The sequence below is a fragment of the Escherichia albertii genome, assembly GCF_028622335.1.
GTDB classification, from domain to species: Bacteria; Pseudomonadota; Gammaproteobacteria; order Enterobacterales; family Enterobacteriaceae; genus Escherichia; species Escherichia albertii.
In genome coordinates, this window is the sequence record NZ_CP117568.1 from 2,443,589 (window position 1) to 2,457,660 (window position 14,072).

The window sequence follows — 14,072 nt, forward strand, 5'->3', positions numbered from 1 at the left end:
TCTGAGCTGAAAATCTTCTCTCAATCCGCCAAAACACCTTCGGCGTTGTAAGGTTAAGCCTCACGGTTCATTAGTACCGGTTAGCTCAACGCATCGCTGCGCTTACACACCCGGCCTATCAACGTCGTCGTCTTCAACGTTCCTTCAGGAGACTCTAAGTCTCAGGGAGAACTCATCTCGGGGCAAGTTTCGTGCTTAGATGCTTTCAGCACTTATCTCTTCCGCATTTAGCTACCGGGCAGTGCCATTGGCATGACAACCCGAACACCAGTGATGCGTCCACTCCGGTCCTCTCGTACTAGGAGCAGCCCCCCTCAGTTCTCCAGCGCCCACGGCAGATAGGGACCGAACTGTCTCACGACGTTCTAAACCCAGCTCGCGTACCACTTTAAATGGCGAACAGCCATACCCTTGGGACCTACTTCAGCCCCAGGATGTGATGAGCCGACATCGAGGTGCCAAACACCGCCGTCGATATGAACTCTTGGGCGGTATCAGCCTGTTATCCCCGGAGTACCTTTTATCCGTTGAGCGATGGCCCTTCCATTCAGAACCACCGGATCACTATGACCTGCTTTCGCACCTGCTCGCGCCGTCACGCTCGCAGTCAAGCTGGCTTATGCCATTGCACTAACCTCCTGATGTCCGACCAGGATTAGCCAACCTTCGTGCTCCTCCGTTACTCTTTAGGAGGAGACCGCCCCAGTCAAACTACCCACCAGACACTGTCCGCAACCCCGATAAGGGGCCAACGTTAGAACACCAGCCATTAAAGGGTGGTATTTCAAGGACGGCTCCATGCAGACTGGCGTCCACACTTCAAAGCCTCCCACCTATCCTACACATCAAGGACCAGTGTTCAGTGTCAAGCTATAGTAAAGGTTCACGGGGTCTTTCCGTCTTGCCGCGGGTACACTGCATCTTCACAGCGAGTTCAATTTCACTGAGTCTCGGGTGGAGACAGCCTGGCCATCATTACGCCATTCGTGCAGGTCGGAACTTACCCGACAAGGAATTTCGCTACCTTAGGACCGTTATAGTTACGGCCGCCGTTTACCGGGGCTTCGATCAAGAGCTTCGCTTGCGCTGACCCCATCAATTAACCTTCCGGCACCGGGCAGGCGTCACACCGTATACGTCCACTTTCGTGTTTGCACAGTGCTGTGTTTTTAATAAACAGTTGCAGCCAGCTGGTATCTTCGACTGATTTCAGCTCCACGAGCAAGTCGCTTCACCTACCATCAGCGTGCCTTCTCCCGAAGTTACGGCACCATTTTGCCTAGTTCCTTCACCCGAGTTCTCTCAAGCGCCTTGGTATTCTCTACCTGACCACCTGTGTCGGTTTGGGGTACGATTTGATGCTACCTGATGCTTAGAGGCTTTTCCTGGAAGCAGGGCATTTGTTGCTTCAGCACCGTAGTGCCTCGTCATCACGCCTCAGCCTTGATTCTCCGGATTTGCCTGGAAAACCAGCCTACACGCTTAAACCGGGACAACCGTCGCCCGGCCAACATAGCCTTCTCCGTCCCCCCTTCGCAGTAACACCAAGTACAGGAATATTAACCTGTTTCCCATCGACTACGCCTTTCGGCCTCGCCTTAGGGGTCGACTCACCCTGCCCCGATTAACGTTGGACAGGAACCCTTGGTCTTCCGGCGAGCGGGCTTTTCACCCGCTTTATCGTTACTTATGTCAGCATTCGCACTTCTGATACCTCCAGCATGCCTCACAGCACACCTTCACAGGCTTACAGAACGCTCCCCTACCCAACAACGCATCAGCGTCGCTGCCGCAGCTTCGGTGCATGGTTTAGCCCCGTTACATCTTCCGCGCAGGCCGACTCGACCAGTGAGCTATTACGCTTTCTTTAAATGATGGCTGCTTCTAAGCCAACATCCTGGCTGTCTGGGCCTTCCCACATCGTTTCCCACTTAACCATGACTTTGGGACCTTAGCTGGCGGTCTGGGTTGTTTCCCTCTTCACGACGGACGTTAGCACCCGCCGTGTGTCTCCCGTGATAACATTCTCCGGTATTCGCAGTTTGCATCGGGTTGGTAAGTCGGGATGACCCCCTTGCCGAAACAGTGCTCTACCCCCGGAGATGAATTCACGAGGCGCTACCTAAATAGCTTTCGGGGAGAACCAGCTATCTCCCGGTTTGATTGGCCTTTCACCCCCAGCCACAAGTCATCCGCTAATTTTTCAACATTAGTCGGTTCGGTCCTCCAGTTAGTGTTACCCAACCTTCAACCTGCCCATGGCTAGATCACCGGGTTTCGGGTCTATACCCTGCAACTTAACGCCCAGTTAAGACTCGGTTTCCCTCCGGCTCCCCTATTCGGTTAACCTTGCTACAGAATATAAGTCGCTGACCCATTATACAAAAGGTACGCAGTCACCCCATTAAGAGGCTCCCACTGCTTGTACGTACACGGTTTCAGGTTCTTTTTCACTCCCCTCGCCGGGGTTCTTTTCGCCTTTCCCTCACGGTACTGGTTCACTATCGGTCAGTCAGGAGTATTTAGCCTTGGAGGATGGTCCCCCCATATTCAGACAGGATACCACGTGTCCCGCCCTACTCTTCGAGCTCACAGCATGTGCATTTTTGTGTACGGGGCTGTCACCCTGTATCGCGCGCCTTTCCAGACGCTTCCACTAACACACACACTGATTCAGGCTCTGGGCTCCTCCCCGTTCGCTCGCCGCTACTGGGGGAATCTCGGTTGATTTCTTTTCCTCGGGGTACTTAGATGTTTCAGTTCCCCCGGTTCGCCTCATTAACCTATGGATTCAGTTAATGATAGTGTGTCGGAACACACTGGGTTTCCCCATTCGGACATCGCCGGTTATAACGGTTCATATCACCTTACCGACGCTTTTCGCAGATTAGCACGTCCTTCATCGCCTCTGACTGCCAGGGCATCCACCGTGTACGCTTAGTCGCTTAACCTCACAACCCGAAGATGTTTCTTTCGATTCATCACCGTGTTGCGAAAATTTGAGAGACTCACGAATAATCTTTCGACTATTCAGTGTTTCAATTTTCAGCTTGATCCAGATTTTTAAAGAGCAAATATCTCAAACTTCACCCGAAGATGAGTTTTGAGATATTAAGGCAGGTGACTTTCACTCACAAACCAGCAAGTGGCGTCCCCTAGGGGATTCGAACCCCTGTTACCGCCGTGAAAGGGCGGTGTCCTGGGCCTCTAGACGAAGGGGACGTATCAGTCTGCTTCGCAAGACGCCTTGCTTTTCACTTTTCATCAGACAATCTGTGTGAGCACTGCAAAGTACAGTTCTTTCAGGTAAGGAGGTGATCCAACCGCAGGTTCCCCTACGGTTACCTTGTTACGACTTCACCCCAGTCATGAATCACAAAGTGGTAAGCGCCCTCCCGAAGGTTAAGCTACCTACTTCTTTTGCAACCCACTCCCATGGTGTGACGGGCGGTGTGTACAAGGCCCGGGAACGTATTCACCGTGGCATTCTGATCCACGATTACTAGCGATTCCGACTTCATGGAGTCGAGTTGCAGACTCCAATCCGGACTACGACGCACTTTATGAGGTCCGCTTGCTCTCGCGAGGTCGCTTCTCTTTGTATGCGCCATTGTAGCACGTGTGTAGCCCTGGTCGTAAGGGCCATGATGACTTGACGTCATCCCCACCTTCCTCCAGTTTATCACTGGCAGTCTCCTTTGAGTTCCCGGCCTAACCGCTGGCAACAAAGGATAAGGGTTGCGCTCGTTGCGGGACTTAACCCAACATTTCACAACACGAGCTGACGACAGCCATGCAGCACCTGTCTCACGGTTCCCGAAGGCACATTCTCATCTCTGAAAACTTCCGTGGATGTCAAGACCAGGTAAGGTTCTTCGCGTTGCATCGAATTAAACCACATGCTCCACCGCTTGTGCGGGCCCCCGTCAATTCATTTGAGTTTTAACCTTGCGGCCGTACTCCCCAGGCGGTCGACTTAACGCGTTAGCTCCGGAAGCCACGCCTCAAGGGCACAACCTCCAAGTCGACATCGTTTACGGCGTGGACTACCAGGGTATCTAATCCTGTTTGCTCCCCACGCTTTCGCACCTGAGCGTCAGTCTTCGTCCAGGGGGCCGCCTTCGCCACCGGTATTCCTCCAGATCTCTACGCATTTCACCGCTACACCTGGAATTCTACCCCCCTCTACGAGACTCAAGCTGACCAGTATCAGATGCAGTTCCCAGGTTGAGCCCGGGGATTTCACATCTGACTTAATCAACCGCCTGCGTGCGCTTTACGCCCAGTAATTCCGATTAACGCTTGCACCCTCCGTATTACCGCGGCTGCTGGCACGGAGTTAGCCGGTGCTTCTTCTGCGGGTAACGTCAATGAGCAAAGGTATTAACTTTACTCCCTTCCTCCCCGCTGAAAGTACTTTACAACCCGAAGGCCTTCTTCATACACGCGGCATGGCTGCATCAGGCTTGCGCCCATTGTGCAATATTCCCCACTGCTGCCTCCCGTAGGAGTCTGGACCGTGTCTCAGTTCCAGTGTGGCTGGTCATCCTCTCAGACCAGCTAGGGATCGTCGCCTTGGTGAGCCGTTACCTCACCAACAAGCTAATCCCATCTGGGCACATCCGATGGCAAGAGGCCCGAAGGTCCCCCTCTTTGGTCTTGCGACGTTATGCGGTATTAGCTACCGTTTCCAGTAGTTATCCCCCTCCATCGGGCAGTTTCCCAGACATTACTCACCCGTCCGCCACTCGTCAGCAAAGAAGCAAGCTTCTTCCTGTTACCGTTCGACTTGCATGTGTTAGGCCTGCCGCCAGCGTTCAATCTGAGCCATGATCAAACTCTTCAATTTAAAAGTTTGATGCTCAAAGAATTAAACTTCGTAATGAATTACGTGTTCACTCTTGAGACTTGGTATTCATTTTTCGTCTTGCGACGTTAAGAATCCGTATCTTCGAGTGCCCACACAGATTGTCTGATAAATTGTTAAAGAGCAGTTGCGACGCGGCTTTCAGCTCACTGTCGCGAGGTGGCGTATATTACGCTTTCCTCTTTCAGAGTCAACCCCGAATTTCAGGATTTTTCTCTTCATTGTTACGACCATCTTGTGAAGTGTTTCACGTTGTCGTCTCAACGGAGGCGCATTATAGGGATCCCAATTTTTTGCACAAGTACTTTTTTGATCTTTTTTTTCGTTTGTTGTTTTTTCAGCCTTTTTGCTGTATTCGCACACAAAACGGTGCTTTTTTGCATACAAAAAGACTTGCACAAGGCCAATAATGCACCCAAAGTCATCAGTAAATCATTTATTGTTGAGGTAAGTATGTCTGATGTTTTACGCCCATACCGCGATCTTTTTCCACAAATCGGTCAGCGCGTAATGATCGACGATAGTAGTGTCGTGATTGGTGACGTTCGTCTGGCTGATGATGTGGGGGTTTGGCCGCTCGTTGTGATTCGCGGTGACGTGAATTATGTACAGATCGGTACCCGCACTAATATTCAGGATGGTAGCGTCTTACATGTAACCCATAAATCGACAACCAATCCCCAGGGTAATCCATTAATCGTAGGTGAAGACGTCACGGTTGGACACAAGGTCATGCTTCATGGCTGTACTATTGGTAATCGAGTACTGGTTGGAATGGGCTCAATTTTACTTGATGGCGCTGTAATAGAAGATGATGTGATGATCGGCGCGGGTAGCCTGGTACCGCAAAATAAACGGCTGGAGAGCGGATATCTGTATCTCGGTAGCCCCGTTAAACAGATCCGCCCGTTAAGTGATGAAGAGAAGGCTGGGTTACGCTACTCCGCGAATAACTACGTCAAATGGAAAGATGAGTATCTGGATCAGGGTAACCAGACCCAACCTTGATCATCTTCGCTTTGATCCTGAATCAAGCTTTCTGCCTCTTCTTCCAGGTCCCAGCGATGCTGACGAAAATTCGCTAACCACTGTTCTGGCGTATCTCCTGCAAAGCGGTTCGCCAGACTCTCTCCAGTAATAGCGCAAGTGAGCTGCATACCATTTACAAGAGCGGGAAAACAAACGCATTTTTTACTCTCGTTCCACTCTTCCCTGTCTGGAAACTGGATGGCCTGATTCACGCGGACAACTCCTCCTGCAATTGCTTTATAACTGGTTCTACGTCAGGCAGAACACCGTGCCAGAGAAGAAAGGCATGAGCAGCCTGCGCGACTAACATCCCCAATCCATCCGCATTACGTTTTGAGCCTTGCTGCTCACACCATGCCAGAAAAGGCGTTTTTCCTTTCTGATAGAACATGTCATAGCAACAAATGCCAGGATGAATGAGCGATGCCGGGATCGCCGGAATATCACCACTAATCCCACTGGATGTCGCGTTAATAATAAGATCGAACTCATGACCTTCCAGTTCGTCCATACCCAACGCCTGAATACTGCCAGTGTGCGCAAACAATTTAGCCAGCTCTTCCGCGCGGGATACCGTCCGGTTAGTGATTGTCACCGCACAGTCCAGGGAAAGGAGTGGCAGTAGTACGCCGCGAGATGCTCCACCAGCGCCGATCAACAAAATACGTAAGCCGGAGCGAATGAAAGACAGACGTTCCAGATCGCTTAGCAAACCTATGCCATCAGTATTGTCACCCAGCAGGCGCCCATCTTCTAACCGCTTGAGAGTATTAACTGCTCCAGCCAACGCCGCCCGTTCCGTGAGCTCGTCCGCTCTGGCAAATGCTTCCTCTTTAAAAGGCACAGTAACATTCGCACCTTTGCCACCCGCAGCAAAAAACGCATTCAATGTATTAATGAAATCATTGATTGGCGCCAGTACGCGACCGTAGGGATGTTCAATATGCAATTGCTGTGCAAATTGCTGATGAATAAATGGCGATTTGCTGTGGGCTATCGGATTACCAAAAACAACGTAGGTTTCCATTATGTCACCCCTGTCGAAACAGTTCACCCGTCAGGGCATCGCGGATTTCTGAAGGATTTAAGCGCCCCCCCGTTTCACCGGGCACAACCGGGAACTCCACACCAAATTGTGCGCGAACTTCCTCAACTGTTCGACAAGGCGGCAATCCACTCAAGTTGGCACTGGTAGAAACCAGAGGTTTACCATAAGCCTGGCACAAAGCAACCACCAACGGATGGTCGGTGACTCGTACAGCAAGCGAATCAAAGCGCCCCGTTAACCAGCGCGGTGTTGTCGAAGGCGCGGGAAAGACAAAGGTTACAGGGCCAGGCCAACGAGAAAAAATGGTTTCACGCTGCGCTTTCGTCAGCATGCTGTCATCAATATAGGGTTTAAGCTGCTCGTAATTTGCCGCGATTAAAATCAGTCCCTTATCAACCGGGCGCTGTTTTAAATCCAACAGTCGCATCACTGCTGTTTCGCTATCAGGATCGCACCCGACACCGAAAACGGCTTCCGTTGGATAGGCGATGACACGTTCTTCATTGAGAACATCTATCGCTGATGCGATAGCGTCTCCTTGCAGGTTATTATTCACGTTATTATTCCGCCGAAGCCGGCTTTCCACATTGTTTACTGGCACAAAAGTGTTTTACACCCTGCGCGGTTTTCTTTTCGATGAGTAGCGGATAATGACACTCAGGGCACTCTCCGGCTATGGGCTTGAAGTTAATAGCAAATTGACACTCAGGATAGCGATCACAGGAGTGAAATGTTTTGCCATAACGGGAACGGCGCTGGACCAGATGGCCCGTCCGACATTGGGGACATGTAATTGCGGTTTCGTCCGGTTTATCGATAAGTTCGGTATGTTCGCATTCAGGGTAGTTACTACAACCAATAAACATACCAAAGCGTCCCTGGCGTAATACCAGATTTGCCCCACATGCAGGGCAAATTTGCCCCTCCAGAACTTTGACGATATGACCGTCCGCTGATGATTTCAGAGGACGGACGTAGTCACACGCCGGATACTGTGAGCATCCAAGAAACGGACCGTGTTTCCCGGATCGAATAACCAGTTCAGCCCCGCACTTTGGGCAGGACTCATTATTACGCACCGTGAACAGTGCTGATTTCGCCATAACAACTTATGCTGAATTAAAGAAATGATTAATGCAGCATACCTTCATTCACTTCAAAGAGTAATTCTTCCATTTGCTGGTACGCATTTTCGCAGCCCGGAATGTTGAATAACACCATCAGGATCACCCACTTCAGGTCTTCCAGGTCGAACTCTGCGGTATCCAGCGCGAGCACTCGCTCTATCACCATTTCACGGGTTTCAAGATTGAGCACCTGAATTTGCTCAAGGAAAAGCAAAAATCCACGACAGCTGGCATCCAGTCTTTCACACTCTTCAGGCGTATAAATACGCATGGAAAGAGGATCAGAAGCCAGTTGCATCGGTTCTGCCAGTCCTTCCTGATAATCCGCAAGCTTTTCCAGCCAAAGCAGAGCATTGTAGATATCTTCTCGCTCAAAACCTGCGTCGGTAAGATCCTGTTCAAGTTTGTCTTGATCCACACGCAACTCAGCTTCAGTGTGAATATAGGTTTCAAACAAATACATTAGTACGTCGAACATGGCATGCCCTCCTCAATCGGACATAGCCGCCGGGTACAGCTGCGATCCATCCTGCTAACTCCAGTTCAAGTAGTTGAGTAACTACCTCTGGCACAGGTTGGCCGGCACGTTCAGCGACGACGTCAACAGGTGTTACCTCATCTCCTACGTTAGCCAGGAGCTCAGGAAATGGCAATGCCACGTCTTCCTGATCTGGTGAATAAAATGATTTTTCAGGGGCACCAGGCAACCATCGCAATCCGTTTTGCAAATTTGCCAGAATTTCTTCTGGCTCCGTCACAAGAATCGCACCTTGCTTTATTAACCAGTGAGGTCCTTCACTTCCCGGATTACCTAATGGGCCAGGCAACGCAAAAACGTCGCGCCCCTGTTCAAGCGCACAACGCGCTGTCACCAGAGAACCACTACGCAAAGCAGCCTCCACCACCAGCACACCTTTACTTAGACCGCTAATAATGCGATTTCTTCGTGGGAAATTATAAGCCAGTGGGGGTGCATCAAGGGGAAATTCCGAGACAAGAGCGCCACCATGTTCAAGTAAACCGGCGGCCAGCCGGGCATGGCGACGAGGATGAATAGTATTAAGCCCATTGCCCAGAACAGCAATACTGACACCATTGACCTGCAAGGCCGCTTTATGCGCCACACCGTCGATTCCACGCGCCAGGCCGCTGGTAATTGTCACGCCATACGCCGCCAACGATTCGCAAAACAGGCGCCCCCACCGTTCACCATACCATGAATGTGCCCGACTCCCCACGACGGCAAGCTGAAACGATTGCAAGGCGTGCAGCTCTCCAGCAACAAACAGCGCGCCTGGATAATCTGTCGTCGCAAGAAGTTGAGGAGGATAAAATTTGCTGTCCGCAGGGATTAAATGGTGATTTGGTTGTTCCAGCCAGCGGAGTGAACTTTCGAAACTCTTCTGCGAAAATGAAAGAAAACGATGTGCCTGTCGCGATGAAAGCCCCGCCTGTTGTAATACAAGATCATCAATATGCGACTGTTCTGCCAACCTGCGAGCTATACGGACCATATCATCGCCGTACAATGTACTCACGCTCATCAAACGCAGCCAAATTTCTGTGTCGACCATCCTTATCCCCTTGCCATAAGCAGCTTTAGCAATCTTTGCGATTGGTCAGTGATGCTGTCAATCAGAGGGGGATTTGTCTAGAATAGAAGAAATAATCTTTCTAACTCCTGAACACATCTCTGGAGATTTATGTCAGTTTTGCAAGTGTTACATATTCCGGACGAGCGGCTTCGCAAAGTGGCTAAACCGGTAGAAGAAGTGAATGCAGAAATTCAGCGTATCGTCGATGATATGTTCGAGACGATGTACGCAGAAGAAGGTATTGGCCTGGCAGCAACCCAGGTTGATATCCATCAACGTATCATCGTTATTGATGTTTCGGAAAACCGTGACGAACGGCTGGTGTTAATCAACCCGGAGCTTTTAGAAAAAAGCGGCGAAACAGGCATTGAAGAAGGCTGCCTGTCGATCCCTGAACAGCGTGCTTTAGTGCCGCGTGCAGAGAAAGTGAAAATTCGCGCCCTGGACCGTGACGGTAAACCATTTGAACTGGAAGCAGACGGTCTGTTAGCCATCTGTATTCAGCATGAAATGGATCACCTGGTTGGCAAGCTATTTATGGATTACCTGTCACCGCTGAAACAACAACGTATTCGTCAGAAAGTTGAAAAACTGGATCGTCTGAAAGCCCGGGCTTAAGGATAAGAACTAACGTGTCAGAATCACTACGTATTATTTTTGCGGGTACACCTGACTTTGCAGCGCGTCATCTGGACGCGCTGCTGTCTTCTGGACATAACGTCGTTGGTGTGTTCACCCAACCGGATCGACCAGCAGGTCGCGGCAAAAAACTGATGCCCAGCCCGGTCAAAGTCCTGGCAGAAGAGAAAGGGTTACCGATTTTTCAGCCTGTTTCCCTGCGCCCACAAGAAAATCAACAACTGATCGCCGATCTGCAGGCTGATGTCATGGTCGTCGTCGCCTATGGGTTAATTCTGCCTAAAACTGTGCTGGAAATGCCGCGTCTCGGCTGTATCAACGTTCATGGTTCACTACTGCCACGCTGGCGTGGTGCCGCACCGATTCAACGCTCACTTTGGGCGGGCGATGCAGAAACCGGTGTCACCATTATGCAAATGGATGTCGGCCTGGACACGGGCGACATGCTCTATAAACTCTCCTGTCCGATTACCACCGAAGATACCAGTGGTACGTTGTATGACAAACTGGCAGAGCTTGGCCCACAAGGGCTTATCACCACGTTGAAACAACTGGCAGACGGGACGGCGAAACCAGAAGTTCAGGACGAAACTCTTGTCACTTACGCCGAAAAGTTAAGTAAAGAAGAAGCGCGTATTGACTGGTCACTTTCGGCAGCACAGCTTGAACGCTGCATTCGCGCTTTTAATCCATGGCCAATGAGTTGGCTGGAAATTGAAGGACAGCCGGTTAAGGTCTGGAAAGCGTCGGTCATTGATACGGCGACCAAAGCTGCACCAGGAACGATCCTTGAAGCCAACAAACAAGGCATCCAGGTTGCAACTGGCGATGGCATCCTGAACCTGCTCTCGTTACAACCTGCGGGTAAGAAAGCGATGAGCGCGCAAGACCTCCTGAATTCACGTCGGGAATGGTTTGTCCCGGGCAACCGTCTGGCCTGATAGTCCACTCTTCTAAGCCCGGTCTTGCCGGGCATTTTTATACTTATGAAAAAACAACGTAATTTACGTAGCATGGCGGCCCAGGCCGTTGAACAAGTCGTCGAGCAAGGGCAATCATTAAGCAACATTCTGCCACCGCTACAGCAAAAAGTTTCTGATAAAGATAAAGCACTTCTACAAGAGTTGTGCTTTGGCGTACTGCGTACGCTTTCACAGTTAGACTGGCTGATTAATAAGTTAATGGCCCGTCCGATGACCGGCAAACAGCGTACTGTGCATTACCTGATTATGGTTGGTTTGTATCAACTGCTTTATACCCGCATTCCACCTCATGCTGCGCTGGCTGAAACGGTTGAAGGTGCTGTCGCAATTAAGCGCCCACAACTTAAGGGGCTGATTAACGGCGTGTTACGCCAGTTCCAACGTCAGCAAGAAGAGTTATTAGCCGAGTTTAATGCCAGTGATGCACGTTATCTGCATCCCTCCTGGCTGCTAAAACGTCTGCAAAAAGCGTATCCAGAGCAGTGGCAATCCATCGTTGAAGCCAATAACCAGCGCCCTCCCATGTGGCTGCGCGTCAACCGCACACACAATTCCCGCGACAGTTGGCTTGCCTTACTGGAAAAGGCAGGAATGAAAGGATTCCTGCATGCTAATTATCCTGATGCAGTCCGCCTGGAAATACCCGCGCCCGTTCATGCGCTGCCCGGTTTTGACGAAGGATGGGTTACCGTTCAGGATGCATCAGCGCAAGGTTGCATGACCTGGCTTGCTCCACAAAACGGTGAACACATTCTGGATCTTTGCGCCGCCCCCGGCGGTAAAACAACGCATATCCTTGAAGTTGCTCCAGAAGCGCAAGTTATGGCGGTTGATATTGACGAACAGCGCCTGTCTCGCGTGTATGACAATCTAAAACGCCTTGGGATGAAGGCAACCGTGAAACAAGGTGATGGCCGCTCCCCTTCCCAATGGTGTGGTGAGCAACAGTTCGATCGTATTTTATTAGATGCGCCTTGCTCTGCTACCGGTGTGATTCGTCGCCATCCCGATATTAAATGGCTGCGTCGCGATCGCGATATCGCCGAACTCGCTCAGTTGCAGTCTGAAATTCTCGATGCTATCTGGCCACATTTAAAATCAGGCGGAACGTTGGTGTATGCCACTTGCTCGATATTGCCGGAAGAGAATAGCCAACAAATTAAAGCCTTTTTGCAACGTACTGAAGATGCCATGCTTTGCGAAACCGGAACACCAGAGCAACCGGGTAAGCAGAATCTGCCAGACGCTGAAGAAGGTGACGGCTTCTTTTACGCTAAGCTAATCAAAAAGTGATGAAATAACAGGTCGCGACTGATGAAAATTATCATTCTGGGCGCCGGACAAGTTGGCGGCACACTAGCTGAAAATCTGGTTGGCGAAAACAACGATATTACTGTTGTCGATACCAACGGTGAACGTCTGCGAACGTTGCAGGATAAATTTGATCTGCGGGTAGTACAAGGGCATGGCTCGCACCCACGTGTGTTACGGGAAGCCGGTGCCGACGATGCTGATATGCTGGTCGCCGTGACCAGTTCAGACGAAACAAACATGATTGCCTGCCAGGTGGCCTATTCACTTTTCAATACGCCAAATCGCATCGCCCGTATTCGTTCTCAAGACTATGTCCGCGATGCCGACAAGTTATTCCACACAGATGCCGTACCTATTGACCATTTGATCGCGCCAGAGCAGTTGGTTATCGATAATATTTATCGCCTGATCGAATATCCTGGCGCATTACAGGTGGTAAATTTTGCGGAAGGCAAAGTCAGTCTGGCTGTGGTAAAGGCCTATTACGGTGGCCCACTGATTGGTAATGCGCTTTCGACTATGCGCGAACATATGCCGCATATTGACACCCGCGTCGCTGCAATTTTCCGTCATGATCGCCCCATTCGCCCACAAGGATCAACCATCGTTGAAGCGGGTGATGAGGTATTCTTTATTGCCGCATCGCAACATATCCGCGCGGTGATGAGTGAATTACAACGTCTGGAAAAACCGTATAAACGGATCATGCTGGTTGGCGGAGGTAATATCGGTGCTGGGCTGGCGCGTCGTCTGGAAAAAGACTACAGCGTCAAACTCATCGAACGTAATCAGCAACGCGCTGCCGAGCTGGCAGAAAAATTACAGAATACGATCGTCTTTTTTGGTGATGCTTCAGATCAGGAACTGCTAGCCGAAGAGCACATTGATCAAGTGGATCTATTTATCGCTGTCACCAATGATGACGAAGCCAATATCATGTCCGCTATGCTTGCTAAACGTATGGGCGCGAAAAAAGTGATGGTTTTGATCCAGCGTCGCGCTTATGTGGATTTGGTTCAGGGAAGCGTGATCGATATTGCAATTTCTCCCCAGCAAGCAACCATCTCCGCACTGCTCAGTCACGTACGAAAAGCGGATATTGTTGGCGTTTCCTCACTTCGCCGTGGTGTAGCAGAAGCTATTGAAGCCGTTGCTCACGGTGACGAAAGTACCTCTCGTGTCGTAGGCAGGGTTATTGATGAAATTAAACTGCCGCCGGGAACAATTATTGGAGCAGTGGTACGTGGAAATGATGTCATAATCGCCAATGACAATTTACGCATTGAGCAGGGCGATCACGTGATTATGTTCCTGACGGATAAAAAATTTATTACCGACGTTGAACGACTGTTCCAGCCAAGTCCTTTCTTCTTGTAATTAATAAGGCGTCTTACGGCGCCTTATTATTTCCCTTTTTTCTTCAAGGTTTAATTAAATTTATTCCTGAAAGGAAAATAGCTTAACATTTGT

11 protein-coding genes, 1 tRNA gene and 2 rRNA genes are annotated in these 14,072 nt (G+C 50.3%); 5 read left to right on the forward strand and 9 right to left on the reverse strand.

Annotated elements, in window-relative coordinates; genetic code table 11:
* Positions 1-49: 49 nt before the first annotated feature.
* The 3 genes from PS053_RS11845 to PS053_RS11855 form a co-directional block, all read right to left on the reverse strand.
* Positions 50-2,951: ribosomal RNA gene (locus PS053_RS11845) — 23S ribosomal RNA — on the reverse strand.
* Positions 2,952-3,146: 195 nt separating this feature from the next.
* Positions 3,147-3,222: transfer RNA gene (locus PS053_RS11850), tRNA-Glu, on the reverse strand.
* An 85-nt stretch (positions 3,223-3,307) separates the two neighbouring features.
* Positions 3,308-4,849, reverse strand: a 16S ribosomal RNA gene (locus PS053_RS11855).
* The 16S and 23S rRNA genes sit together here with 1 tRNA gene alongside, the layout of an rRNA operon.
* A gap of 471 nt (positions 4,850-5,320) precedes the next feature.
* Between PS053_RS11855 and PS053_RS11860 the strand changes: the two genes are divergently transcribed.
* Positions 5,321-5,875: a gamma carbonic anhydrase family protein gene (locus PS053_RS11860; protein ID WP_001286225.1), complete on the forward strand. Its 555-nt coding sequence runs from the start codon at positions 5,321-5,323 to the stop codon at positions 5,873-5,875.
* On the opposite strand, the gene PS053_RS11865 is transcribed toward PS053_RS11860, so the two are convergent.
* The 6 genes from PS053_RS11865 to dprA are packed head-to-tail and all read right to left on the reverse strand — an operon-like array spanning position 5,851 to position 9,645.
* Positions 5,851-6,108, reverse strand: coding sequence for a DUF1488 family protein (locus tag PS053_RS11865; RefSeq protein WP_001070583.1), 258 nt, complete (start codon positions 6,106-6,108; stop codon positions 5,851-5,853). The two genes, PS053_RS11860 and PS053_RS11865, sit on opposite strands and share 25 nt — an antisense overlap.
* Positions 6,105-6,923 (reverse strand): shikimate dehydrogenase, encoded by an 819-nt coding sequence (gene aroE, locus PS053_RS11870; protein ID WP_000451362.1) that lies wholly within the window; start codon positions 6,921-6,923, stop codon positions 6,105-6,107. Before aroE ends, PS053_RS11865 begins: the two co-directional genes overlap by 4 nt.
* Positions 6,924-6,927: 4 nt before the next feature.
* A complete protein-coding gene (tsaC, locus tag PS053_RS11875) occupies positions 6,928-7,500 on the reverse strand; it encodes an L-threonylcarbamoyladenylate synthase type 1 TsaC (protein WP_010331672.1) in 573 nt (190 codons plus the stop codon).
* Positions 7,501-7,504: 4 nt separating this feature from the next.
* Positions 7,505-8,047: a DNA topoisomerase family protein gene (locus PS053_RS11880; protein WP_024164695.1), complete on the reverse strand. Its 543-nt coding sequence runs from the start codon at positions 8,045-8,047 to the stop codon at positions 7,505-7,507.
* Positions 8,048-8,075: 28 nt separating this feature from the next.
* Complete coding sequence (smg, locus tag PS053_RS11885; protein WP_000460681.1) at positions 8,076-8,549, reverse strand: DUF494 family protein Smg; 474 nt, start codon at positions 8,547-8,549, stop codon at positions 8,076-8,078.
* Complete coding sequence (gene dprA / locus PS053_RS11890; RefSeq protein ID WP_000228574.1) at positions 8,521-9,645, reverse strand: DNA-protecting protein DprA; 1,125 nt, start codon at positions 9,643-9,645, stop codon at positions 8,521-8,523. Before dprA ends, smg begins: the two co-directional genes overlap by 29 nt.
* A 129-nt stretch (positions 9,646-9,774) precedes the next feature.
* On the opposite strand from dprA, the gene def reads away from it, so the two are divergent.
* Genes def through trkA form a run of 4 tightly spaced genes read left to right on the forward strand, consistent with a single transcriptional unit; the run spans position 9,775 to position 13,979 of the window.
* Positions 9,775-10,284 (forward strand): peptide deformylase, encoded by a 510-nt coding sequence (gene def / locus PS053_RS11895; protein ID WP_000114984.1) that lies wholly within the window; start codon positions 9,775-9,777, stop codon positions 10,282-10,284.
* A gap of 14 nt (positions 10,285-10,298) precedes the next feature.
* Positions 10,299-11,246 carry a methionyl-tRNA formyltransferase gene (gene fmt / locus PS053_RS11900; RefSeq protein WP_256879169.1) on the forward strand — a complete coding sequence of 316 codons (948 nt, stop codon included), beginning with the start codon at positions 10,299-10,301 and terminating at the stop codon, positions 11,244-11,246.
* Positions 11,247-11,291: 45 nt separating this feature from the next.
* Positions 11,292-12,581 carry a 16S rRNA (cytosine(967)-C(5))-methyltransferase RsmB gene (gene rsmB / locus PS053_RS11905; protein ID WP_010331623.1) on the forward strand — a complete coding sequence of 430 codons (1,290 nt, stop codon included), beginning with the start codon at positions 11,292-11,294 and terminating at the stop codon, positions 12,579-12,581.
* A gap of 21 nt (positions 12,582-12,602) precedes the next feature.
* A complete protein-coding gene (gene trkA, locus PS053_RS11910; RefSeq protein ID WP_000691376.1) occupies positions 12,603-13,979 on the forward strand; it encodes a Trk system potassium transporter TrkA in 1,377 nt (458 codons plus the stop codon).
* The last annotated feature ends 93 nt before the right edge of the window (positions 13,980-14,072 follow it).